Origin of the sequence: Mesorhizobium sp. M7A.F.Ca.MR.148.00.0.0 (assembly GCF_003997735.1) — a bacterium.
Lineage (GTDB): Bacteria > Pseudomonadota > Alphaproteobacteria > Rhizobiales > Rhizobiaceae > Mesorhizobium.
In genome coordinates, this window is the sequence record NZ_RZTB01000027.1 from 1 (window position 1) to 23425 (window position 23425).

25 protein-coding genes, 2 tRNA genes and 1 pseudogene are annotated in these 23425 nt (G+C 64.3%); 17 read left to right on the forward strand and 11 right to left on the reverse strand.

The genetic code is table 11. From position 1 onward, the window contains the following. Positions 1-228: pseudogene (locus EOB49_RS13215) on the forward strand (ABC transporter ATP-binding protein); the annotation flags it as partial. Between the two features lie 156 nt (positions 229-384). Further along, positions 385-2493, forward strand: coding sequence for a molybdopterin oxidoreductase family protein (locus EOB49_RS13220; RefSeq protein ID WP_127381213.1), 2109 nt, complete (start codon positions 385-387; stop codon positions 2491-2493). A gap of 54 nt (positions 2494-2547) precedes the next feature. On the opposite strand, the gene EOB49_RS13225 is transcribed toward EOB49_RS13220, so the two are convergent. Then, positions 2548-3027 (reverse strand): Lrp/AsnC family transcriptional regulator, encoded by a 480-nt coding sequence (locus EOB49_RS13225; RefSeq protein WP_127381214.1) that lies wholly within the window; start codon positions 3025-3027, stop codon positions 2548-2550. A gap of 106 nt (positions 3028-3133) precedes the next feature. Here EOB49_RS13225 and EOB49_RS13230 point away from each other — a divergent pair, with 106 nt between their 5' ends. The 9 genes from EOB49_RS13230 (at position 3134) to EOB49_RS13270 (ending at position 13419) form a co-directional block, all read left to right on the forward strand. Then, on the forward strand, positions 3134-4342 hold the full coding sequence (locus EOB49_RS13230) for a diaminopropionate ammonia-lyase (RefSeq protein ID WP_127381215.1): 1209 nt from the start codon (positions 3134-3136) through the stop codon (positions 4340-4342). Continuing rightward, positions 4339-5565 carry a Zn-dependent hydrolase gene (locus tag EOB49_RS13235; RefSeq protein ID WP_127381216.1) on the forward strand — a complete coding sequence of 409 codons (1227 nt, stop codon included), beginning with the start codon at positions 4339-4341 and terminating at the stop codon, positions 5563-5565. Before EOB49_RS13230 ends, EOB49_RS13235 begins: the two co-directional genes overlap by 4 nt. A gap of 17 nt (positions 5566-5582) precedes the next feature. Further along, positions 5583-6755, forward strand: coding sequence for a M20 aminoacylase family protein (locus tag EOB49_RS13240; protein ID WP_127381217.1), 1173 nt, complete (start codon positions 5583-5585; stop codon positions 6753-6755). A gap of 402 nt (positions 6756-7157) precedes the next feature. Continuing rightward, a complete protein-coding gene (locus EOB49_RS13245; RefSeq protein ID WP_081738796.1) occupies positions 7158-7331 on the forward strand; it encodes a hypothetical protein in 174 nt (57 codons plus the stop codon). Between the two features lie 97 nt (positions 7332-7428). Continuing rightward, positions 7429-9522, forward strand: coding sequence for an ATP-dependent helicase (locus tag EOB49_RS13250; RefSeq protein WP_127381218.1), 2094 nt, complete (start codon positions 7429-7431; stop codon positions 9520-9522). A 19-nt stretch (positions 9523-9541) separates the two neighbouring features. Further along, positions 9542-10321, forward strand: coding sequence for a 4-hydroxy-tetrahydrodipicolinate reductase (gene dapB / locus EOB49_RS13255; protein WP_127381219.1), 780 nt, complete (start codon positions 9542-9544; stop codon positions 10319-10321). A gap of 204 nt (positions 10322-10525) precedes the next feature. Beyond that, positions 10526-11512 (forward strand): ABC transporter substrate-binding protein, encoded by a 987-nt coding sequence (locus EOB49_RS13260; protein WP_245472689.1) that lies wholly within the window; start codon positions 10526-10528, stop codon positions 11510-11512. 160 nt (positions 11513-11672) lie between these two features. Continuing rightward, on the forward strand, positions 11673-12527 hold the full coding sequence (locus EOB49_RS13265; RefSeq protein WP_127381221.1) for an ABC transporter ATP-binding protein: 855 nt from the start codon (positions 11673-11675) through the stop codon (positions 12525-12527). Positions 12528-12540: 13 nt separating this feature from the next. After that, on the forward strand, positions 12541-13419 hold the full coding sequence (locus EOB49_RS13270; protein WP_127381222.1) for an ABC transporter permease: 879 nt from the start codon (positions 12541-12543) through the stop codon (positions 13417-13419). A gap of 4 nt (positions 13420-13423) precedes the next feature. Here the strand turns inward: EOB49_RS13270 and EOB49_RS13275 are convergent, their stop codons facing one another. Together EOB49_RS13275 and EOB49_RS13280 are read right to left on the reverse strand one after the other, a co-directional pair. Next, a complete protein-coding gene (locus tag EOB49_RS13275) occupies positions 13424-14776 on the reverse strand; it encodes a sensor histidine kinase (RefSeq protein ID WP_127381223.1) in 1353 nt (450 codons plus the stop codon). Further along, positions 14766-15434 (reverse strand): response regulator, encoded by a 669-nt coding sequence (locus EOB49_RS13280; RefSeq protein ID WP_027037920.1) that lies wholly within the window; start codon positions 15432-15434, stop codon positions 14766-14768. The genes EOB49_RS13275 and EOB49_RS13280 overlap by 11 nt, the downstream gene beginning before the upstream one ends. Before the next feature lie 473 nt (positions 15435-15907). Here EOB49_RS13280 and EOB49_RS13285 point away from each other — a divergent pair, with 473 nt between their 5' ends. Then, positions 15908-16135: a DUF680 domain-containing protein gene (locus tag EOB49_RS13285; RefSeq protein ID WP_127381224.1), complete on the forward strand. Its 228-nt coding sequence runs from the start codon at positions 15908-15910 to the stop codon at positions 16133-16135. A 168-nt stretch (positions 16136-16303) separates the two neighbouring features. On the opposite strand, the gene EOB49_RS13290 is transcribed toward EOB49_RS13285, so the two are convergent. The 3 genes from EOB49_RS13290 to purM are packed head-to-tail and all read right to left on the reverse strand — an operon-like array spanning position 16304 to position 18618. Then, positions 16304-16813: a histidine phosphatase family protein gene (locus tag EOB49_RS13290; protein ID WP_127381225.1), complete on the reverse strand. Its 510-nt coding sequence runs from the start codon at positions 16811-16813 to the stop codon at positions 16304-16306. Between the two features lie 15 nt (positions 16814-16828). Further along, complete coding sequence (gene purN / locus EOB49_RS13295; RefSeq protein WP_127270790.1) at positions 16829-17542, reverse strand: phosphoribosylglycinamide formyltransferase; 714 nt, start codon at positions 17540-17542, stop codon at positions 16829-16831. Beyond that, positions 17539-18618, reverse strand: a complete 1080-nt coding sequence (purM, locus tag EOB49_RS13300) for a phosphoribosylformylglycinamidine cyclo-ligase (protein ID WP_127381226.1) — start codon at positions 18616-18618, stop codon at positions 17539-17541. Before purM ends, purN begins: the two co-directional genes overlap by 4 nt. Before the next feature lie 239 nt (positions 18619-18857). Between purM and EOB49_RS13305 the strand changes: the two genes are divergently transcribed. Genes EOB49_RS13305 through hdaA form a run of 3 tightly spaced genes read left to right on the forward strand, consistent with a single transcriptional unit; the run spans position 18858 to position 21295 of the window. Beyond that, positions 18858-19415, forward strand: a complete 558-nt coding sequence (locus tag EOB49_RS13305; protein WP_127381227.1) for a CDP-alcohol phosphatidyltransferase family protein — start codon at positions 18858-18860, stop codon at positions 19413-19415. Beyond that, positions 19387-20589 carry an AI-2E family transporter gene (locus EOB49_RS13310; RefSeq protein WP_127381228.1) on the forward strand — a complete coding sequence of 401 codons (1203 nt, stop codon included), beginning with the start codon at positions 19387-19389 and terminating at the stop codon, positions 20587-20589. Before EOB49_RS13305 ends, EOB49_RS13310 begins: the two co-directional genes overlap by 29 nt. A 1-nt stretch (position 20590) precedes the next feature. Beyond that, positions 20591-21295 carry a DnaA regulatory inactivator HdaA gene (gene hdaA, locus EOB49_RS13315; protein ID WP_127381229.1) on the forward strand — a complete coding sequence of 235 codons (705 nt, stop codon included), beginning with the start codon at positions 20591-20593 and terminating at the stop codon, positions 21293-21295. A gap of 14 nt (positions 21296-21309) precedes the next feature. Here hdaA and EOB49_RS13320 read toward each other — a convergent pair whose 3' ends face one another. Together EOB49_RS13320 and EOB49_RS13325 are read right to left on the reverse strand one after the other, a co-directional pair. Further along, positions 21310-21591, reverse strand: a complete 282-nt coding sequence (locus EOB49_RS13320; RefSeq protein WP_127381230.1) for a hypothetical protein — start codon at positions 21589-21591, stop codon at positions 21310-21312. 93 nt (positions 21592-21684) lie between these two features. After that, positions 21685-21761: transfer RNA gene (locus EOB49_RS13325), tRNA-Pro, on the reverse strand. A 140-nt stretch (positions 21762-21901) separates the two neighbouring features. Here EOB49_RS13325 and EOB49_RS13330 point away from each other — a divergent pair. Further along, entirely contained in the window at positions 21902-22207 is a 306-nt protein-coding gene (locus EOB49_RS13330; protein WP_023812590.1) for an ETC complex I subunit, read from the forward strand. 47 nt (positions 22208-22254) lie between these two features. Next, a tRNA-Arg gene (locus tag EOB49_RS13335) sits at positions 22255-22331 on the forward strand. Positions 22332-22415: 84 nt separating this feature from the next. Here the strand turns inward: EOB49_RS13335 and EOB49_RS13340 are convergent. From EOB49_RS13340 to EOB49_RS13350, 3 genes are read right to left on the reverse strand one after another with little or no spacing between them, the layout of a single operon-like run. Next, positions 22416-22694, reverse strand: coding sequence for a hypothetical protein (locus EOB49_RS13340; RefSeq protein WP_127381231.1), 279 nt, complete (start codon positions 22692-22694; stop codon positions 22416-22418). A 39-nt stretch (positions 22695-22733) separates the two neighbouring features. Then, complete coding sequence (locus EOB49_RS13345) at positions 22734-23015, reverse strand: helix-turn-helix transcriptional regulator (protein WP_127270073.1); 282 nt, start codon at positions 23013-23015, stop codon at positions 22734-22736. Continuing rightward, the gene (locus tag EOB49_RS13350; RefSeq protein ID WP_164749088.1) at positions 23012-23299 is read right to left on the reverse strand and encodes a hypothetical protein; all 288 of its coding nucleotides are present in this window, start codon (positions 23297-23299) and stop codon (positions 23012-23014) included. The genes EOB49_RS13345 and EOB49_RS13350 overlap by 4 nt, the downstream gene beginning before the upstream one ends. Positions 23300-23425: the final 126 nt, after the last annotated feature.

Below are 23425 nucleotides of genomic sequence, written 5' to 3' on the forward strand. Positions count from 1 at the left end.
GAGCCGCTGGCCAAGGAGATCCGCGCCACCGAAGCGCTGATGGACCGCATTCGCAAGCGCATCGACGGCATTGAGGACGAACTGTCCAATCCGGCGGTCTACGAGAAGGATCCCTCGACGGCGACACGGCTGGCGAAGGAGCGCTCGCAACTGGCCCAGACGCTGGCCGGCCACGAGGAAAAGTGGCTGACCATGTCGGCAGAGTATGAGGAAGGCACGGCGGAGTGATTACCCTCCCCCTTGTGGGGAGGGTCGATCCGCGAAGCGGAGCGGGGTGGGGTCTGCGCCACACCCCACCCCGGCGTTACACGCCGACCCTCCCCATCAAGGGGAGGGTAAGATCTGGCCCTACACGCCGCGTCCGGAACCGGTTAACCTCGCCCCATGAACCAACACGCCAAGCTTCGCATCGGCCATTCGGCCTGTCCGCATGATTGCCCCTCGACCTGCGCGCTCGAGGTCGAGTTGCTTGACGGCAACCGCATCGGCCGCGTCCATGGCGCCAAGTCCAACAGCTACACGGCCGGTGTCGTCTGCGCCAAGGTTGCCCGCTATGCCGACCGCGTCCATCATCCCGACCGTTTGCTGAAGCCGCTGATCCGCGCCGGTTCCAAGGGCGACGGCGCCTGGAAAGAAGCAAGCTGGGAGGCGGCGCTCGACCTCGTCGCCGAAAAATTCATCGCGGCCGAGGAGAAATACGGCTCGGAGACGGGCTGGCCCTATTATTATGCCGGCACGATGGGGCTGGTGCAGCGCGACGGCATCGACCGGCTGCGCCACGCCAAGAAATACTCCGGCTTTTTCGGTTCGATCTGCACCAATCTCGCCTGGACCGGCTGGATGATGGGCGCCGGCGCCTTGCGCGGGCCGGACCCGCGCGAGATGGCGAAATCCGATTGCGTGGTGATCTGGGGCACCAATGCTGTGGTGACGCAGGTCAACGTCATGACGCACGCCATCAAGGCGCGCAAGGAGCGCGGCGCGAAGATCGTCGTCATCGACGTCTATGAGAATGCGACGATGAAGCAGGCCGATCTCGGCCTGGTGCTGAAGCCGGGCACCGATGGCGCGCTGGCCTGCGCGGTCATGCATGTGCTGTTCAGGGATGGCATGGCCGACCGCGCCTACCTCGAAAAGTACACGGACGACCCGAAAGGGCTGGAAGCGCATCTCGAGACGCGCACGCCGGACTGGGCGGCCGGGATCACCGGCTTGACGGTCGCCGAGATCGAGGCCTTCGCCCGCCTCGTCGGCACGACGAAAAAGACCTATTTCCGCCTCGGCTACGGCTTCGCGCGCCAGCGCAATGGCGCCGTCAACATGCATGCAGCGTCCTGCATCGCGGCTGTCACCGGCAGCTGGCAATATGAGGGCGGCGGCGCCTTCCATTCCAATTCCGGCATCTTCAAGCTCAACCAGGAAGTGCTCGAAGGCACCAGGATGCGCGATCCCTCGATCCGCCATCTCGACCATTCGCGCATCGGCCCGGTGCTGACCGGAGCCAGCGACGCGCTTTATGGCGGCCCGCCGGTGACGGCGATGCTGATCCAGAACACCAACCCGGTAAATGTCGCGCCGGAACAGCGGCTGGTGAAACAGGGTTTTATGCGCGACGACCTGTTCTCTTGCGTGCATGAGCAGTTCATGACCGACACGGCCAAGCTTGCCGATGTCGTTCTGCCGGCGACGATGTTCCTCGAGCACGACGACGTCTACAAGGGCGGCGGCAACCAGCACATCACGCTCGGCCCCAAGCTGATCGAGCCGCCGGAAGGGCCGCGCACCAACCATTTCGTCATCGAGCAACTGGCAGAACGCCTCGGCGTCGCCGACCGTCCGGGCTTCGGCCTGACCGAGCAGCAGCATATCGACATCATCCTGGGCAAGCGCGGGCTGGGCAGTTTCGAAAGCTTGAAGGAAGACAAGTGGGTCGACCTGCAGCCGGACTTCGACACCGCGCATTTCATCAAGGGGTTCGGCCACGCCGACGGAAAATTCCGTTTCCGCGCCGACTGGACCGGGCAGGCGGCCCCCAACCGGCCACCGAAAAGCATGGGCCTGTTCGGCCCGGTGGCGCGGCTGCCGGAATTTCCCGACCATGTCGACCTGATCGAGGTCGCCGACGAAGCGCATCCGTTCCGGCTGACCACGTCGCCGGCGCGCAATTTCCTCAACTCAACATTCTCGGAAACGCCGGTGTCGAAGGCCAGGGAAGGCCGCCCGGAACTCCTGCTGCACCCCGATGATGCCGCAGCACTTGGTCTGGCCGACGGCGACCGTGTCGAGGTCGGCAACACGCGCGGCGAAGTCGTGCTGCATGCGAAACTGTTTGACGGTATCAAGCGCGGCGTCGTCATCGCCGAAGGCATCTGGCCAAACAGCGCGCATGAGCGCGGCGAAGGCATCAATGTGCTGACCGGCGCCGACGCGCCGGCACCCTATGGGGGGGCTGCCTTCCACGACAACAAGGTGTGGCTGCGCGCGGCCGGCTAAGGTTGGCGAGAACTCCGCTCGTCTCGCGCCAGATCACACCGTTCAGGGATACGCTCAGCCGGGCAATGGCACCGTCAACCCGACCTTGACCCGGTCCATCGCAACAAAAGTTCGGAACTTGCGGACATTGTTGCTGTCGAAGAACAGTTTTCGCGTCAGCGCCTCATAGGCGGCCATGTCGGCCACGGTGATGACCAGGATGAAATCGGCCTCGCCGGTGACATAGTAGCATTGCTGAACTTCGGGGGTTGCCGAGAATTGCCGCTTGGCCGCATCGATCAGTTCGGCACGTTCGCTCTCGAGTTCCACCTCGACGAAGATGGTGATCGGCTGGCCGACCGCTGCCGGCTCGACGACCGCGACATTGCCGGCGATGACGCCGGTCTGCTCCATGCGCTTGATGCGGCGCTGCACCGCCGGCGCCGACAGGTTCACCGCCTCGCCGATCAGCCGCTGCGGCGTCGTGTTGTCGCGCTGCAGGATGGCAAGGATGGAGAGATCGAAATTGTCGAGCGAGGGTGGCGATACAGGCAATGGAGAGGTCCTAGGCGAAACAAACTTGCATTTGGGAGGCCATATTACAGCGCCCTTTGCACCGATCCTGCAATATATTCTCGCCGAATGCCAAGGAGGCCCGCCAGTGTTCCTGCTCAATCGCAATACTCTGCATCGCCTGCCACTCGATCCGGCCGATGCCGAAATCCTCGGCGTGGCCGGCGCTGACACGGTCGAGCGTTTTCTTTCCCATCGCGACAATCACCTGAAAACGCCGCTGCATGCGCTTCCGGCGTTTGCCAGCGAACTCGGAATTAGCGCTATCCATATCAAGGATGAAGGCTTTCGCCTCGGCCTCGGCAGCTTCAAGGCTCTGGGCGGCGCTTATGCCGTCTTCCGCCTGGTGCTGGAGGAGGCAGGCAACCGGCTTGGCCGGCCCGTCGATGTTGCCAATCTCGATCGGCCTGATGTACGGGCCGTCACTGCTGCGATGACATTTGCCTGTGCGACCGACGGCAATCATGGCCGCTCCGTTGCGCAAGGCGCGCAACTCGTCGGCGCGCGGGCGGCGATCTTCGTCCACGCCGGCGTCAGCGAGGAGCGCATAGCGGCGATCGCCCGCTATGGTGCCGAGATGATCCGCGTCGACGGCAACTATGATGATTCGGTCAGGCAGGCCGCCCAGGTTTCGGCCGAGAAGGGCTGGACCGTCGTGTCCGACACCTCATGGCCGGGCTATGAACGGATTCCTGGTCTGGTCATGCAGGGCTATACGGCGATCGTGCGCGAAGCGCTGCGTCAGCTCCCTCGGACACCAACCCACGTCTTTGTGCAGGCTGGTGTCGGTGGCATTGCCGCCGCGCTGGCCGGTCATCTCGCCATCGTGCTCGGTGACGCCAAGCCTACCTTCATCGTGGTCGAGCCGGCGCGTGCAGCCTGTGTTTTTGCAGCCGCCCAGGCCGGGCACCCGGTCAGGGTCGCGCATGGCCGGCCGACGGTGATGGCCATGCTTGAATGCTACGAGGCCTCCCCGGTAGCCTGGCGGGTGCTGGCGCGCGCCGCCGATGCCTTCATGACGGTGGATGAGGCCGACGCCATCGCGGTGATGCGGCGGCTGGCCCGGCCGGCCGCCGGGGATCCGGTGATCGTCGCCGGCGAAAGCGGCGGTGTTGGTCTTGCCGGGCTGATCCGGGCGATGGCCGACAACCCGACCGAGCTTGGACTGGACGGCAAATCGCGGGTGCTGGTGATCAACACCGAAGGTGCCACCGACCCGCATCGCTATGCCGAGCTGGTTGGCATGAGCCCGGCCGATGTGCTGGAAGGCAAGAGAAAAGCCGAGGCAACGGCATGATCGCCATCAATGCACAGCGCCTGCTTGGCCGTATCCGCGAACTCGGTGCCGTCGGTCGCGACCGCGAGGACAGGCTGATCCGGCTGGCCGCCTCCGACACCGACAAGCAGGGCCGCGATCTCTTCGTCGGCTGGCTGCGGCAGGCAGGGCTCGATGTCGCCATCGACCGGGTCGGCAACATATTCGGCACCTGGCAAAGCCCGGAAAGTATCGGGCAGGCGCCGCTGCTCATCGGCTCGCATATCGACACCGTCATCGATGCCGGCATCTATGACGGCTGCTACGGGGTGCTTGCCGGGCTGGAAGTGATCGAGACGCTCAAGGCGACAGGCTTTTCGCCGTCGCGCCCGATCGCGGTCGCCGCTTTCACCAATGAGGAGGGCGTACGCTACACGCCCGACATGATGGGCTCGCTGGTCCACGCCGGCGGCATCGATGCCGAAACGGTGCTGGCGGCCGTCGGCACGGACGGCAGCGTGCTGGGGCAGGAACTCGCCCGCATCGGCTATGCCGGCGACAGCGAGCCCGGCTTCCTCAAGCCGCACGCCTATCTCGAACTGCACATCGAACAGGGGCCGGTGCTGGAACGCGAAGGTTTGCCGATCGGCGCGGTGGAGAATCTGCAGGGCATCTCCTGGCAGCGCATCATCATAGACGGCGTCGCCAATCATGCCGGCACCACGCCGATGTCGATGCGCAGCGATGCCGGCCATGCCGCCGCCCGGACCATCACCTTCCTGCTCGACCGGATCAAAGCCTCGAACGCGCCGACGGTGGCGACCGTGGGTACGATCCGCTTCGAGCCGAATGCCATCAACGTCACTCCCTCGCGCGCCGTCTTCACCATCGATCTGCGCGACCCCGACGAACAGCGCCTCCAGGCGGAGGAGGCGGCGCTTGCTGCCTATCTCGAGCAGCTTGCCACCGATGAGAACGTGACGATCTCGGTCGAGCAACTGGCTCGCTTCGAGCCGGTGATCTTCGACCTTCGCATCGTCGAACGAATCGAGGCGGCCGCGAAACGCCGTGGCCTTGGCGTCAGGCGCATGACGTCCGGCGCCGGCCACGATGCACAGATGCTGGCGCGCATCGCACCGGCGGCCATGATCTTCGTGCCGAGCGCCGATGGCATCAGCCACAGTCCGCGCGAACACACCGAAGATGCCGAGCTTGTTGCCGGGGCCAACATCCTGCTTGATGTGGCCGCGCAACTGGCAAACTAGGTCAGAAGGGGCGGAAAATGTCTGAACTCGATCGCGATGCGCTGAAGCAGGAAATGATTTTCTGGCGGCGCGATCTGCACGCGCATCCCGAATTCGGTTTCGAGGAGAAGCGTACCGCAGCCTTCGTCGCCGCTAAATTGCGTGAGTTCGGCCTCGATGATGTCACCGAAGGCGTCGGCGGCACCGGCGTCGTCGGCACGCTGACGCGCGGCAGCGGCAACCGGGCGATTGCGCTCAGGGCCGACATGGATGCACTGCGCATATCAGAGCAATCGGACGCATCCTACCGATCCGGCAATCCTGGCATCATGCATGCCTGCGGCCATGACGGCCACACCACCATGCTGCTCGGCGCGGCAAAGCTGCTGGCAGGTGAGGGCGGTTTCGACGGCACCGTGCGCTTCGTCTTTCAGCCGGCCGAGGAATGGGGCAGGGGCGCACTCGCCATGCTCGACGATGGGCTGATGCAGCGCTTTCCCTTCGACGAGATCTTCGGCCTGCACAACATGCCCGGCTTGCCGATCGGGCATTTCGAGACCCGTGCCGGCCCCATAATGTCGGCCGAGGATATCTTCGAGATCGTGCTCAAAGGGCTCGGCGGCCATGCCGCGCGGCCGCATGCGGGCAATGAGACGCTGGTCGCCGCCTGCGCGCTGGTCACCAATCTGCAGACCATCGTCTCGCGCCGGCTGAGCCCGGCCGACATATCGGTGGTTTCGGTGACCGAGCTGATCACCGACGGCATCCGCAACGCTCTGCCCGGCCTTGCCCGTATCCTCGGCGATGCGCGCAGCTTCCGCCCCGAGGTCAGCGCCGAGATCGAGCGGCAGATGCGCATCATTACGCAGGGCACCGCTGCCGCCTACAATGTCGCGGCTGAGGTCAATTACAGCAGGGAGTTCGTGCCGCTGCGCAACGATGCTGAACTGGTCGATGCGGCATTTGCCGCCGCAAGGCACGTCTTCGAACCCGGCAACATCGCCGTCGCCCGCGAGCCGATGACCGCCTCCGAGGATTTCGCCCGCTTCCTCGACCATGTGCCGGGCTGCTTCGTTTTCCTCGGCAATGGCGAGGGCTCGGCGCCGCTGCACAATTCCAGCTACGACTTCGACGATGACGGGCTGCTGTTCGGCACGAATTTCCATGTCGCGCTGGTCAGGCAACGATTGGGCGGCGAGGCGGGAAGATGAAGGAGATTGCCGGGATGCTGGCCGGGACAAGCTTGTGACGGACCGGCGACCGATAGGGCAGTGCGCCTCGGTACGCTTTTAACAAAGATAATCCCCCGATGACGCAGGGGAAAGACTCAGCTAGCCTTACCTGTGCGGCGGACCTAATTATCCGCTTGGCCGGCGCTTCACTCCTCCCAAGCGGCGCCGGCCTTCTTCCCCAAAAGTCCGTCCGGGACGCCACAGCGGGTTGCGGCAGCACGCGAACCTCGCAAAGGCCAAGTTCCGCTTCCGGTTGCCTCGAGAATGCATCGGGGAGCGCTGGCGAAACCGCCCTCCATCTTCGACTGCGCGCGTGGACGATTGGCAAGGGAACCAAAGGCGGTTTCCCCGGTTGGTTCTGCTCCAAAGGAGTGTTGCACTATGTTCCGTCTGCTCGTCGCCGGCGCCTTCGCCTATGTCACTTATCGCATCGCCAGGAAGATGGTCGAAAACGTGCCCGATACGGTCGACCCGCTGCTGTTGCCGCCGTCGAAGCATGATCGCGAGACCTTGCGGCGGCAGTCGGCCGACATGGGTGTCGATCCGCAACGCTAGGCGCGATCCCTTCCGCCGGACCGGTCCTCGATCTGTTTGGGTTGGGTTTGCCCCGCATCGATATTGCGAACAAAGCAGAAACGATGCTTGATGGGCAATGAACCTCGCCACTGCTGATTCGACCTTTCGGGACCCGACCGTCCAGCCTGCCTATCTCGCCCGGCTCAACGATGCCCAGCGCCAGGCCGTCGAGCACGGCGACGGCCAGATCGCCGGTCCGCTGCTGGTCATTGCCGGCGCGGGTTCGGGCAAAACCAACACGCTGGCTCACCGCGTCGCCCATCTGGTCGTCAAGGGGGCCGACCCGCGCCGCATCCTGCTGATGACGTTTTCGCGCCGCGCCGCGTCCGAAATGGCCAGGCGCGTCGAGCGTATCGCCGGCGAAGTGCTCGGCCGCGATGCAGCTGTCATCACCGATGCGCTGACCTGGGCGGGAACCTTTCACGGCATCGGCGCGCGGCTGCTTCGCGACTATGCGCTGGAGATCGGCCTCGACCCTGCCTTCACCATCCATGATCGCGAGGATTCCGCCGACCTGATGAACCTGGTCCGCCACGAACTCGGCTTCTCGAAGACGGAAGCGCGTTTCCCCACCAAGGGCACCTGCCTTGCCATCTATTCGCGCGCCGTCAACGCACAGGCGCCGCTCAACGAGGTGTTGGGTTCCGCCTTTCCCTGGTGCGCCGGTTGGGCGGAGCAACTGAAACAATTGTTCGCCGGTTATGTCGAGGCCAAGCAGGCGCAAAACGTGCTCGATTACGACGATTTGCTGCTCTACTGGGCGCAGATGGCGGCGGAGCCCGAGATAGCAGCGCATCTGGGCGGGCGTTTCGATCATGTGCTGGTCGATGAATACCAGGACACTAACCGCTTGCAGGCTTCGATCCTGATGGCGCTGAAACCCGACGGCGCCGGGCTGACGGTGGTGGGCGACGATGCGCAGTCGATCTATTCGTTCCGTGCCGCCGAGGTGCGCAACATCCTCGACTTCCCCAACCAGTTCGCGCAAGCCGCCGACGTCGTGATGCTGGAGCGCAATTACCGCTCGACCGAAACCATCCTGGCGGCCGCCAATGCGGTGATCGGCGAAGCCTCGGAGCGCTTCACCAAGAACCTGTGGTCGGAGCGCAAGTCCACCGACAGGCCAAAACTGGTGACCGTGCGCGACGAGGTCGAGCAGGCCAATTTCGTCTGCGATACCATCCTGGCCGAGCGCGAGGCCGGCACGGCACTGAAATCGCAGGCGGTGCTGTTTCGCGCCTCGCACCACAGCGGCCCGCTGGAGATCGAGCTGACGCGGCGCAACATTCCCTTCGTCAAGTTCGGTGGTCTGAAGTTCCTCGATGCCGCCCATGTCAAGGACGTGTTGGCGGTGCTGCGCTTCGCCGAGAACCCGCGCGACCGGGTCGCCGGCTTCCGCGTGCTGCAACTGATGCCGGGCATCGGCCCTTCGGCTGCCGCGCAGATCGTCGAGACCATGACGACGGCGCTGGACGAGGCCATGGGGCTGGCCGGCTGGCGTCCGCCGCAACGCGCCGCGGATGACTGGCCGGGCTTCGTCTCGCTCTATTCCGGCCTGCGCGCCGGCGCCAAATGGCCGGCCGACCTCGAACAGATCAGGCTGTGGTATGAGCCGCATCTGGAGCGCATCCACGAGGATGCGACGACGCGGCGCGCCGATCTCTTGCAACTTGAGCAGATCGGTTCGGGCTATGCTTCGCGCGAACGCTTCCTGACAGAATTGACGCTCGATCCGCCAGACGCCACCAGTGAGCAGGCCGGGCCGCCGCATCGCGACGAGGACTATCTGATCCTGTCGACCATCCATTCGGCCAAGGGCCAGGAATGGAAGAACGTCTTCGTGCTCAACACGGTCGACGGCTGTATCCCGGCCGATCTCGGCGTCGGCACCAAGGAAGACATCGAGGAGGAGCGCCGGCTGCTCTACGTGGCGATGACGCGGGCCAAGGACAATCTCAACCTGGTCATGCCGCAACGCTTCTTTCCGCACGGCCAGGCGGCGCGCGGCGACCGCCATCTCTATGCCTCGCGCACCCGCTTCATCCCGGCTTCGATCGTGGCTGCGTTCCAGCAGGTGTCCTGGCCGAGCGCACAGGCGGCACAGGGCAGGGCGGCTCGGCCGGAGGTGCGCGTCGACATCGGCGCGCGCATGCGCGGCATGTGGAAATAAATAGCCGCGGGATAGCGCCATGTCGAAAACACCGGTCAGGGTCGCCGTCGCGGGTGCGCTGGGCCGCATGGGCCGCGAGATGGCGTCCGCCGTGCACGGCGACGCGCGGCTGGCGCTCGCCGCCCGCTTCCACCGGCCGGGCAGTATCGGCGAAGGGCTGGTGAGCCGCGACGAGGCGCTTGCCGTGGCCGACCTGGTCATCGACTTCACCACGCCGGCTGCCTCGGCTGATCTGGCCAGCATTTGCGCCGAGCGCGGCGGGCCGGCCCTGGTCATCGGCTCAACGGGCTTCGATGCTGCTGAATTGGCTGTTATCGCCGACGCCGCGAAAACGATTGCCATCGTGCGTTCCGGCAGCTTTTCGCTGGGGCTCAACATGCTGGTCGGACTGGTCGAGCAGGCGGCGCGGGCACTCGATCCCGGTGACTGGGATGCCGAGATTGTCGAGGCACACCATCGCCACAAGGTCGATGCGCCATCGGGGACGGCGTTGATGCTGGGGCATGCCGCAGCCGGCGGACGCGGCATCGACCTAGACACGGTCGCAAGGCTTGCACGCGACGGCGTCATCGGCGCGCGGCCGACCGGCGAGATTGGCTTTGCGGTGCTGCGTGGCGGCAGCATCATCGGCGAACACAGCGTCAGCTTCTGCGCCGAGGGCGAGACCTTGACCTTGTCGCATGCAGCCGGCGACCGCGTCATGTTCGCACGCGGCGCCAACGCCGCGGCACTCTGGGTGGCTGGACGTCCGCCCGGCGAATATGACATGCGCGACGTGCTTGGGTTCAACGCCTCGTGATGAGCAGTCCCGCCTGATTTCGTCTATTTCCACTCATCGAACGGCTGAAAGCCAGCTGAAAGCTTGTGCATGCCATGACGGGGGCCGCGGTGTTCACCGCGTGACCGGCCCTGGTGGCCGGTGAGGAGGAAATGCGGCGCAGCCTTTCGGCGCGCCGCCCCAGGTGGAGGAAGTTTCGTGACAGGTATCATCTCGAAGTGTGCCTTGCGTTCAGCGGCGCTGGCGTTGGCCATCGCCGTAACGGGTGCCACGGCGGCATCGGCGGCCGACAAGATCACCATCATCGTCGGCGGTATGGAAAAGCAGATCTATCTGCCGGCCGTGCTCACCCAGCAGCTCGGCTACTTCAAGGATCAGGGGCTCGATGTCGAACTGGTCAACTCGCGCGCCGGCGTCGAGGCCGAGAATGAATTGCTGGCCGGCGCCGTGCAGGGCGTCGTCGGCTTCTACGACCACACCATCGACCTCCAGTCGAAGGGCAAATACATCCAGTCGATCGTCCAGTTCGGCCAGGCGCCTGGCGAGGTCGAGCTGGTCTCCGCCAGGCACTCCGAGATCAAGTCGCCAGCCGACTTCAAGGGGGCCACGCTTGGCGTCACCGGCCTCGGCTCGTCGACCGATTTCCTCAGCCAGTATCTGGCCGTGCGCAATGGCCTGAAGCCCGGCGACTATACGCTGCTGCCGGTCGGCGCCGGCAACACCTTCATCGCCGCCGTCAAGCAGGATCAGATCCAGGCGGGCATGACCACCGAGCCGACCATTGCCCAATTGCTCAAGACCGGCGAGGCCAATGTCCTGGTCGATATGCGCACCCCGGAAAAGACCAAGGAAGCGCTGGGCGGCCCCTATCCGGCGGCGTCCTTCTACGTCCAGTCCGCTTGGCTCGAAGACCACAAGGATGAGGCACAGAAGCTCGCCAATGCCTTCGTCATGACGATGAAGTTCATCGCCACCCATTCGGCCGAGGAGATCGCCGACAAGATGCCGAAGGACTATTACGCCGGCAACAGGGATCTCTACGTGCAGGGGCTGGCCGGCGGCAAGGCGATGTTCACGCCGGACGGCCGCATGCCGGCCGACGGCCCGCCGACCGTGCTCAAGGTCCTCTCGACATTCTCCAAGAGCCTGCAGGGCAAGCAGATCGACTTGTCGAAGACCTACACAACGGCATTCGTCGACGCCGCCAAATAAGCCTCGTCCCCAACGGTGCGGGCTTCCCGTCTTCGTCCATCGAAGAACAATAGCTTGCGCCGTTTGCCTAAATCAAACCGGCATCGGCACAGCCCTTGCCGGACCATCTGGAGACCGCGGCCGCGCTGTGGCTCCTTCCCCATTGCGACAGGAGAGTGCCATGCAACTGCAACCCATGGCGGCCGAGAGACTGTCTCAGGCCGCGCCGCCAGCCGATGCCGCGATCGCCATCGACGATGTGACACTGCGCTTCGTCACACCGGACGGCCACATGATGACGGCGATCCGCGATTTCACCATGACCGTGGCGCGCGGCGAATTCGCCTGCGTCGTCGGGCCGACCGGCTGCGGCAAGTCGACGACGCTCAACCTCGTCACCGGCCTGTTGCGGCCGACGACAGGCAATGTCCGGGTCATGGGCAATCCCGTCAACGACATCAGCCGCGACATCGGCTTCGTCTTCCAGGCCGATGCGCTGTTTCCGTGGCGCAGCGTCATCGACAATGTCGCCGCCGGTCCGCTCTATCGCGGCACGCCCAAGGCGCAGGCCTATGAGCGGGCGCGCGACTGGATCGCCCGTGTCGGCCTTGGGCGCTTCGAAAAGCACTATCCGCACCAGCTATCCGGCGGCATGCGCAAGCGCGTCGCACTCGCCCAGACCTTCATCAACCAGCCCAAGATCCTGCTGATGGACGAGCCCTTCAGTGCGCTCGACATGCAGACGCGCACCGCCATGCAGGACGAACTGCTGGGCCTGTGGTCGGAGCAGAAGTCTTCCGTCGTGTTCGTCACCCACGACCTGGAGGAGGCGGTGGCACTGGCCGACAAGGTTTATGTGCTGACGGCGGGACCGGGCACGGTCAAGAGCGTCTACCGCATCGACCTGCCGCGTCCGCGCGTCATGGCCGACATTCGCTACGACCCGAAATTCGTCGAGATCGCCAAGGTGATCTGGAACGACCTGCGCGAGGAAGTGCAGCTCGGCCAGAGCCGCACCTTGCAAACCGGCCATTGAGAGGGACACAGCCATGACCGCCATCTCTTCAACCGCCGATCATGCAGCAGTCCGAGACGCCTCCATCGCGGTCGCCGAAGGCCGGGCGAGGGCGCGGCTGCGCCGCCGCCATGCGCTGGTCATCGGCCTGCGCCTGGCTATCCTCGTCGTCTTCCTCGGCCTGTGGGAACTCGGCGCCGACTACAACATCATCGATCCGTTCTTCTTCGCCAGCCCTTCCGGCATCTGGGACCAGATCTGGGTGTGGGTCACCGAAGGCACGTCGCAAGGTCCGCTCTGGGTGCAGATCTATGTGACGCTGGAGGAGACCTTCCTCGGCTTCGTCATCGGCGCTGTTGGCGGCATCGCCGCCGGCATCATCCTGGGCCGCAATCGGCTGCTGGCGGACGTCTTTTCCATCTACATCAAGATCGCCAATTCGGTGCCGCGTGTGGTGCTGGGTTCCGTGTTCATCATCGCACTCGGCCTCGGCATGGCCTCCAAGGTGGCGCTCGCCGTGGTGATGGTGTTCTTCGTCGTTTTCGCCAACGCCTTTCAAGGCGTGCGCGAAGCCGACAGGGCGATGATCGCCAACGCCCAGATCCTCGGCGCCTCGCCATTCCAGATCACACGCACCGTCATCATCCCGTCGGCGATGAGCTGGATCCTGGCCAGCCTGCATGTCAGCTTCGGTTTTGCCCTGGTCGGCGCGGTGGTCGGCGAATTCCTCGGCGCCAAGCAAGGCATGGGCCTGCTGATCTCGACCGCGCAGGGCGCCTTCAACGCCAATGGCGTCTTTGCCGCCATGATCATCCTGGCGGTGATGGCGCTGGTGGTGGAGTTCATCATCACTCGCTTCGAGAACTATGTCGTCAAGTGGCGGCCGGCTCCGTTCAACGAACAGGGGACCTGATTGATCAGGCCAAAGGCAACCTGACCTCGACCACCAGACCGCCGGTCGCGCCATCTCCAAGGGTGACGCGGCCGCCGGCATTTTCGACAACCTCGCGCACGATGGCGAGGCCGAGCCCACTGCCTTCCTGGGTCGAACCGGCGATGCGGTAGAAGCGCTCGAACACGTGGTCGCGTTCGTCAGCCGGAATGCCGGGCCCGTCATCGGCGACCGTCAGCACGGCTTCGCCGTCGGTGGCCGCCAACTTCACCGTGACGCTGCCGCCGGCCCGGGTGTAGCGCAGTGCGTTATCGACAAGATTGACGATCATCTCGCGCAGCATGGTGCCGTCGCCGATAACCGGCACAGGTCCGGCCTCCTCGAGGCCGAGATCGATGTTGCGACCGATTGCTATTGGCGCATGCGTTTCCAGAACGTGCCGAGCGGCTTCGGTCAGGTCGACGTGGTCGGCGCGCGGCCGCCGACTGCCCGGTTCGGCTCGCGATAGGGTCAGCAATTGTTCGGCCAGCCGTGCCAGCCTGCCGGAGCTCGCCTGCAGCGCCACCAAGGCTTCCTGGCGCGCGTCGGAGGCACTTTCGCGAAGCGCGTAGCTCGCCTGCGTCGACAGCAGCGCCAGCGGTGTGCGCAACTGGTGCGCCGCATTCGCGATGAAGCGGCGCTGCGCCGCCATCTGCGCCCGCACCCGCTCCATATAGGCGTTGAGCGCATCGATCAGCGGGCGGATCTCGCTTTGCGCACCTGGCACCTCGACAGGGTCAAGGTCGCTGCGGCTTGGCGAGCGCACCGCGTCGCGCAGCCTGATCAGCGGCGCTAGGCCACGACGCAGACCGAGCAGGACGAAGATGCCGGCAATGGCCACCAGCGCCAGTTGCTGGGCAAAGGCGCTGAGCCACAGCCGTTTCACCATCGCATCATGTCCGGCCAGCGTGACACCAACGGTGACGGATATTGGCGAGTCGCCGCCGGCGCCGACCACCGCATGACTGAATGTCAGCAGCCGCAGCGCTTGGTCGCGATAGACCGCTTCCATGCTGGGCTGCCTCGGACCCTCGGGGAGGTCGGGGTAGCCGGTCAGCAAACGCCCGCCAGCCGTCTCGACATGATAATAGACGCTGTCGCGATCACCGGTGTCGAACATCTCGATTGCCGCCGGTGGCACCGTGGCGTCGAGAACGCCATCCACTATGGCGACCTGTTCGGCAATCGCGCGTGCCGAACCGAGCAGCATTCGGTCCGTGACCAGATCGGCGGTCGCCAGCGCGCTGTGGTGACTGGTCCACAGGTTGATGGTGGCGAGCCCCGCAAGCGGCAGCACCACCCAGGCCAGCAACTGCAGGCGGAGGCTGCTAATCCTCATGGCGCAAGAGATAGCCAAGACCACGCAAGGTGGCGATCTGGACCCGAGACCCTTCGAGTTTCTTGCGCACACGGTGCACATAGATCTCGATGGCGCTGGGGTCGGCGTCGGTCTCGAAATCGTAGATCGCCGCCGACAAGGCCGCCTTGCTTACCGTGCGCCCGGCCTTGACCATCAACTGTTCAAGCACGGCATGCTCGCGCGGCGTCAGCGCCAGTGTTTCGCCTGCGAGCGAAAACAGCCGCGTGTTGGTGTCGAAGACAAGGTCGCCGCAAGCAACGACAGGCGCGGTGCGGTCATTGGCGCGGCGCAGCTGCACGCGGATGCGCGCCTCCAGTTCCTCGATCTGGAACGGCTTCGCCAGATAGTCGTCGGCGCCTTCATTGAGGCCCTTGACCCGGCCGTCGAGGCTGGCATTGGCGGTCAATACAATCACCGGCACCGCATTGCCGCGCGCCCTCAGCATGCGCAGCACTTCCAGGCCGCCCATACGCGGCAATGCCAGGTCGAGGATGACAAGTGCGTGGTCACCGGCGGCCAGCGCGTGCTCGACATCTTCGCCGTCGTGGACGACGTCGACGACATAGTTCGCCTGACGCAGGGTCTTGCCCAGCCAGTCGGCCAGTTCGCGATTGTCTTCGACGAGCAGCAGCCGCATCTCTATCGCTGTCCTGGGAAGCTGCCATCTCGCGTCTCGGAGGATGCGGCTGGCAGCGTACAATGCATACGCAGGAACAACCGATAGTATCGATCCAGCCGCAAGGCAAATAGCGGACTCGGCTGCTGCCGCCGCCTTTGAGTAGCCTGAATTCGCCCATCTTCGATAAAACCGAACCGTTCGGTTCGATTGTGATTGACGGACCGTCCATGTTTGGTGAACGTCGGCTCATTGGACGACGGCGTCATGCGCGGGGCGGTTTTCTCATAAGTATTTGATTATAATGGATAAAAAACTAACCGCCGAAGGCCTGTGCCAAATTTCAAGACCCGGATTCGAGCTGCGGAGGAACATCTTCGTGATTGGCATCCGCGACAGGGCAAACCCATCTCGGGGTGGTCCGAGCGACGCGAAATTCCTCCCAAGGGCACGCCACTAGACAGACAGAACAAAGAAATACTGGAGTAAATAAAATGACCAAGATCGCTCTTACCGCCGCCGCCATCCTCGTTGCCACGGGCACTGCTTTTGCCGGCAGCGACAATTATGGCTCTTACAATGCCAACCAGCCGGTTGCGAACCAGTCCGTGTCCAACGTCGACACCACGCACACCGGCTCGATCCCGAAGTCCGTAAAGACGCAGGGTGATGCCAATGCCAAGGTGCCGGCTCAGTCGGGCCAGGGCATCTGGGGTCGTTGACTTTCTGAAGTCTGCGACCACAAAGAGCGGTGGGCTTTGCCCGCCGCTCTTGTTTTTTATGGAACCAGCAACAATCGGGGCATCGTTTGAGCAGCCGATTTTGCGCAGTCGGCATGAACCGTTGGTTCGAAGTCTGCCGGGTGGCAGCTTGCCCGCCGCGCCCGAATTCTAGCCCAAATCCTTCGGGTGCACACAATGCGTCAGCGGGGCGCTCGACAGGCCGGACCAGTCACCTTCGAAAGCGAAGCGTGCCAGGGCTGCCGTCGGGAATTTTTCTTCAAGTCTCGCGAGCGCCTTGGCCTCCGACCCCGGCCCGGCAAGCTGTCTGGCCAACTGTTCCAAGCCCGGATTGTGGCCAATTACCAGCAAGCTGCCGCTTGAAGCGTCGGTCTGATCAATCTGGCTCAGAATATCCGCCGCTGAAGCATCGTAAAGCGCCTCGACGAATGCGATCCGGGGCTGGACGGGCCACTCGGCCGCCACCAGCCGCCAGGTGTCGCGGGTGCGCAGCGCCGGCGACACCAGCGCCAGGTCCGGCAGCCAGCCGCGCGCCGCAAGCTCGCGCCCGATCGAGCGCGCCGCCTTCACTCCGCGTTCGGCCAAAGGCCGGTCGAAATCATCAAGGCCAGGGTCGTCCCAGCTGGATTTGGCGTGACGAAGTAGGAGAAGCTGTTTCATCGTCACGCTCTCGCCTCACGGCGTGATGCGCGCCAGATGCTCGAGGTCGGTTTCCTCGCGCAGCGGGTCGGGGGCCATCACCACCGAAGTGCCGTTGTCGGCATCGTCGGCGAAGTGGGCAAGCACGGTGCGGCCGGCCTCCATGCGCGCCTTGCCTTCGGCAACCAGTCCCAATGCCAGCGGATAGAGCCGGTGCTCGGCCTTCAGCACGCGGGCCGCCAAAGTATCGGCGGTGTCGCCGACCATCACCGGCACGGCCGCTTGCGCGATGATCGGGCCGTCGTCCATCTCGGAGGTGACGAAGTGCACGGTGCAGCCATGGATGCGGATGCCGGCGGCCAGTGCGCGCACATGGGTGTCGAGCCCCTTGAACGCCGGCAGCAGGGCAGGGTGGATGTTGATCATGCGGCCCTGCCATCTCTGGACGAAGCCGGGGGTGAGGATGCGCATATAGCCGGCCAGCGCCACGATCTCGGCGTTGAAGGCCGCGAGCGCCGCGTCTATTGCCGCGTCATGCGCCTGCTTGCTGCCATGGTCGGCACGCGAGACGATCTGCGTGGCGATGCCGCGCGCTCTGGCGATGCCGAGCCCGGCGGCGTCCGCCTTGTCGGAAATGACACCGACGATCTCGGCCGGGAACGCCGGGTCGCTGGCCGCGGCAATCAGCGCGGTCATGTTGGAGCCGCGCCCCGAGATCAGGACGACGGTGCGTTTCCTCTGCGCGTTCATAGGCCGATCGAGCCCCGATAGATGACGCCGGCGTCGCGGCGCGGCACGATGCGGCCGATCGGCGTCACCGTCTCGCCGGCCTCCTGCAGCACGGCGGCGACCTGTGCTGCCTGACCGGATGCGACTGCCAGAATCATGCCGATGCCGCAATTGAAGGTGCGCATCATCTCGTCCGGCGCCACGCCGCCGGTCTTGGCCAGCCACGAAAACACGGCAGGAACGTCGATCGCTTCGAGATCGAGTTCGGCCGAAAAATCCTTGGGCAGCACGCGCGGGATGTTTTCCGGGAAGCCGCCGCCGGTGATGTGGGCGAGCGCCTTGATACCATGCGTGTTGCGGATCGCCTTGAGAATCGACTTCACGTAGATGCGGGTCGGCTCGAGCAGCGCCTCGGCCAGAGTGGCCTCGTCGTTGAACGGCGCCGGATCGCTCCACGACAGACCGCTGACGGCGACGATGCGGCGCACCAGCGAATATCCGTTCGAGTGCAAGCCGGAGGAAGCCAGGCCCAGCAGCACGTCGCCTTCGACAATATCGTCGGTGGGCAGCAATTGGCCGCGTTCGGCGGCGCCCACCGCAAAGCCAGCGAGGTCGTAATCATTGCCGTGATACATGCCGGGCATCTCGGCCGTCTCGCCGCCGATCAGCGCGCAGCCGGCCTGGCGGCAGCCCTCGGCAATGCCGCCGACGATTGCGGCGCCCTGATCGGGATCGAGCTTGCCGGTGGCGAAATAGTCGAGGAAGAACAGCGGTTCGGCGCCTTGCACGACGATGTCGTTGACGCACATGGCGACGAGGTCGATGCCAATCGTGTCGTGCTTGCCGGCATCGATGGCGATCTTGAGCTTGGTGCCGACGCCGTCATTGGCCGCCACCAGCACCGGGTCGGTAAAGCCCGCGGCCTTGAGGTCGAACAGGCCGCCGAAACCGCCGATCTCGCCGTCGGCGCCCGGCCGGCGCGTCGCGCGCACCAGCGGCTTGATCTTCTCGACCATGAGATTGCCCGCGTCGATATCGACACCGGCCTCGGCATAGGTGAGCCCGTTCTTGCGCTTGTTCACGTCGCGCTTGCTCATTTCGGGTGCCCGTTCAACAATTTTCCTTGTCGCGGGCTCTTCGCATGAACGGTTTCTGTCCGCAAGGATAACGGCCATTTCGGCCCATAAAACCGTGGACAGGGCGCGCATATAGGCGCTCGTGATTGGCGAAAGCCAAGCTGAAAGCCGCTCTCCCGTGCGGGAGATCGGCAGCTTCTCTCTTGTTGCCACCCGCTATCTTCATCATCTATCTCCGACCAAGAGGAGGTGCCAAGCATTTGACCATCCCCAACCTGATCACCATCCTGCGCCTTATCCTGGTGCCGGCGGTGGTGCTGCCGATGCTGCAGGCGCGCTGGGACTGGGCTTTTGCCGGGTTCCTCGTCGCCGGCATTTCCGACGGCGTCGACGGGTTCATCGCCCGCCGTTTCAACCAGCAGTCCACGCTCGGCGCGTATCTCGACCCGGTGGCCGACAAGCTGCTGCTGGTTTCGGTGTTCGTGGTCATGAGCTTCATCGGGCAATTGCCGCTGTGGCTTGTCGTCATCATGGTCTCGCGCGACGCGTTGATCGTCTGCGCGGTGGTGTTGTCCGCCGTCATGACCCATCCGGTCGAGATGAAACCGTTGTTCGTGTCGAAGGCCAACACCGCGATCCAGATCGTGCTGGCCGCGCTTGTGCTGGGAGAACTTGCCCTTGACGTTCACCTCGACCCGCTGAGGTCAGCCCTCATATTGCTGTCCGGGGTCTTGACCGTGGCTTCGGCCGCAGCCTATCTCGTGACTTGGCTGAGGCACATGAGCGGCTATGGCGAAGGCTCCACTCCGGACATCTGAGGCAGAAGCGGCAGCGATCGAGGCCGCGGCCGCCAACATCGCCGCATCCGCGACCTTTCGCCGGCAGATCTTCTTCTGGCTGGCCGGTGCCGCGCTGCTGGCGCTTTTCCTCTATGTTTTCAGCGCCATCCTGCTGCCCTTCGTCGCCGGCATGGTGCTGGCCTATTTCCTCGATCCCGTTGCCGACCGGCTGCAGCGGCTCGGCCTGTCCCGTTTCATGGCGACGGTGGTCATCCTCATCACCTTCCTCATCGTGCTGGTGCTGGCCTTTGTCATCCTCATTCCGGTTCTGGCCACGCAGATGGCCGATTTCGCCGGCAAATTGCCGGAATATCTGACCCGGCTGCAAAGCCTGATCACCTCGTTCGATCCGAAATGGCTGGAACAGAAGTTCGGCGTCAACGCCAATAGCTTGCGCGACGGGCTGAATTCGCTGCTGACCTCGGGCTTCGGCCTGATCACCACCGTGTTCACGTCGCTGTGGAGCTCCGGCATGGCGCTGGTCTCGGTGGTCAGCCTGTTCGTGGTGACGCCGGTGGTCGCCTTCTACATGCTGCTCGACTGGGACCGCATGGTGGCGGTCATCGACGGTTGGGTGCCGCGCGACAACGTCCAGACCGTGCGCGCCATCGCTCGTGACATCAACACCGCCACGGCTGGCTTCGTGCGCGGCCAGGGCACGCTGTGCCTGGTGCTGGGCGCCATGTATGCCACCGGGCTGACGCTGACCGGACTGAATTTCGGCATCCTCATCGGCCTGTTCGCCGGGCTGATTTCCTTCATCCCCTATGTCGGATCGCTGACCGGGCTGGTGCTGGCCGTCGGCGTCGCCTTCGTCCAGTTCTGGCCGGACTGGACGATGATCGTCGCGGTCGCGGTCGTGTTCTTCATCGGCCAGTTCATCGAGGGCAACATCCTGCAGCCGCGGCTGGTCGGCAAGAGCGTCGGCCTGCACCCGGTATGGCTGATGTTTTCGCTGTTTGCCTTCGGCGCGCTGTTCGGCTTCGTCGGCTTGTTGATCGCGGTGCCGGCTTCTGCGGCCGTCGCCGTGCTGGTGCGGTTCGCCATTGCCCGCTATCTCGAATCGCCGCTCTACAAGGGCCGCGGCGCGGCACCTGTGCCGCAGCTCCCGGTCGATCGCGGCGGCGGCCACCGCACGCAACCGCGTCGCTGAAGTGACTGCCCAGCCAACCGACCCGCCACGCCAGTTGCCGCTCGACCTCGGCCATGGCACCGGCTATTCGCGCGACGAACTCGTCGTCTCCGGCACCAACAACCAGGCGGTGGCGCTGGTCGACCGCTGGCCGGACTGGCCATCGCCGGTGGTGGTGCTGGCCGGTCCCGCGGGTTCGGGCAAGACGCATCTGGCCTCGATCTGGCGCACGCGTGCCAATGCGGTGGCGGTCGACGCCAGGCGCATCGGCGACAGCATTGCCAATCTCGGCGCGCGGCCGGCACTGATCGACGATGTCGATACCGGCGCGGTCGATGAACAGGGCCTGTTCCATCTGATCAATACGGTGCGTGGTGCCGGGTCGACGCTGCTCCTGACGGCGCGCCGCTTCCCGTCCGCCTGGCGCGTCACGCTGCCTGATCTCGCCTCACGGCTGAAAGCGGCGGCGACAGTGGAAATTCATGAGCCCGACGATCTCCTGCTCGCCGGGGTCATCACGAAACTGTTCGCCGACCGTCAGATCGAGGTCGAACCGCATGTCGTGCAGTATCTGGTCCGCCGTATCGAGCGCTCGCTGGCGACAGCGATGCGCGTGGTGGAGCGGCTCGACCGGACCGCGCTCGAACGCAAGACGCCGATCACCAGGGCGCTGGCAGCCGAAACCGTCAACGCCATGGATGAAGGGCAGGGCGAATTCGAGATTTAGCTGAGAGGTCAGTCTCAGAGCCACATTCTGGCGAAATGACGGACGGCGAGGTAGACGGCCGAGTGAGCGGCGATATAGCCGGCGGCGACCAGCACAAACATTCCGATACTGACACGCCAGGAGCGGGAGACGACGGCGCCTGGGGCCTGCCTCGCCTGTCTGCGGCTTTCACGGTTGTTCCACATCGCCAGCGCGGCGCAGGCAATTGCCCACGTCACCATGAACGGAACGGTGATGCCGGCATAGGCAAAGTAGGCCGGTCCGAAAAGCGACACCCAGGCATCCATTCCAAGCATCTGAATCCCCTGTTGCCGAACCGGCCACGGATCCATGACCGGAGCCGGAGCAAGTGACCATATGGCTGCGCCGGGCATTGGGCTATGAGGGGATGGTCGGAGTGGAGAGATTCGAACTCCCGACCCTCTGGTCCCAAACCAGATGCGCTACCAGGCTGCGCTACACTCCGAACGGTCTGTTGCCTATTCATTTCGGTGGTGCATGGCAAGTGCAAAAACCTGCGAGAGCAAAAACCTTGCCGCCGTGCGCATTGCGCAGTAATGACGGGCGAAGGGTGGCGATGCTGCCTTGCACAAGAACGAGGTGGCCATGTCCGCGCGCATTTTCAGCCCAGCCAAAACCGCGATGCAGTCCGGCAAGGCCAAGACCGGCCACTGGGTGCTGGAATTCGATCCCGAGACGCGCAAGAAGATCGACCCGCTGATGGGCTATACGACGTCGGCAGACATGAGAAGCCAGATCAGGCTTAGCTTCGACACGCGGGAAGAGGCGGTAGCCTACGCCGAAAAGCAAGGGCTCGCTTTCCGCGTCGAAGAGCCGAAAGAGACCAAGCGCCGCCAGATTTCCTATGCGGAGAATTTCCGCTATGACCGCAGGACGCCCTGGACGCATTGAACGGCGGTCAGTGCCAAGATATCCAGCCGGCCCAAAGGCCGGCCAGCGGTCCCGTAGCTCAGCTGGATAGAGCACCGGCCTTCTAAGCCGATGGTCACAGGTTCGAATCCTGTCGGGATCGCCAAGCCTTTCGGTCCGTTCCGGACACATAGGTTACGGTTTATCCGGAGACATGGGCTTTCAGAGAGCGGCATCGGGCCTCGTGCGCTCAAACCGCCGCCGCCAGAAGCAGCGTTACCCCCAAAACCGTCGACGCATAGATCGTCGCTAGAAGCACGATCGGCCGAGGATACTCGGCGGGTGTCGCGAGGCCGGCAAAGTCGGGATTTCGGGTTTCGGTGCCGGGCCACGGGACGTCGTCGTCGTCGGCGGCGTTGTCATTGCAAGCGCGCACAGAAAAACGCCGGGCTATATCGGCGGCGATCAGAGGATCGTCCGCCACCAATTTCGACCAGTCCGAAACAATGCCGATTTCACGTTTGAACATCGCTCGCCTCCCGTTTGCGCTCTAACAGCGATATCTAAATTATGTTCCACCGATAGTTTGACGAGGCGGACCGCTCTTGGTCACTGCGGCCTTCTGATTGACGAAAATCACGCCTGCTGCCTCCAACCCTCGACGGATGGCAGCCAGCTTGGCCGAACTCGGAATCCTTCGTCCGCTCTCGAAACTGCCAATCGTTCCTTCGCTGAGGCCGCACTTCGCGGCGAGTCGCACCTGCGACCATTTCAGCATCGCTCGTGCGGCTCTGCACTGCTGGGATGTAAGGGGCTGGATCCCTGAAACGGTGGAGCTTCGCTTGTTCACATCCTCAGATCCCTTCGCTTCGGCGGGACATGGCTTTGCACCAGGCGCACCTTGTCCCTATCCACTGTGACCATTGTCCCGAGCGATACCGTGACCTTGTCGCCGTCGATCCGCGTAACCCCGCCGGATAATTCCATCAGCTGGCCCTTGGTCAGCCTGGTCGCCGGATCAATGACCGAATGCGGAAAATTGTAACCGGGGATTGACACGCTGACGCGGTCTTCCGTGACGCGCTTCAGCACCGTCGCCATGACCGCCACTTCGTCGCCGACCTTTATTGCCATGCCACTGATTCTGGGGCGTCATCTGCCGGCGTCAAGGATTAGCTAGGGCTGATATAGCAAAATCGCGGAATCAGCTTTCTTCATGCAGGGTCGCCCCCGACAGCGGCAAATACCGCAAGCCGTCCA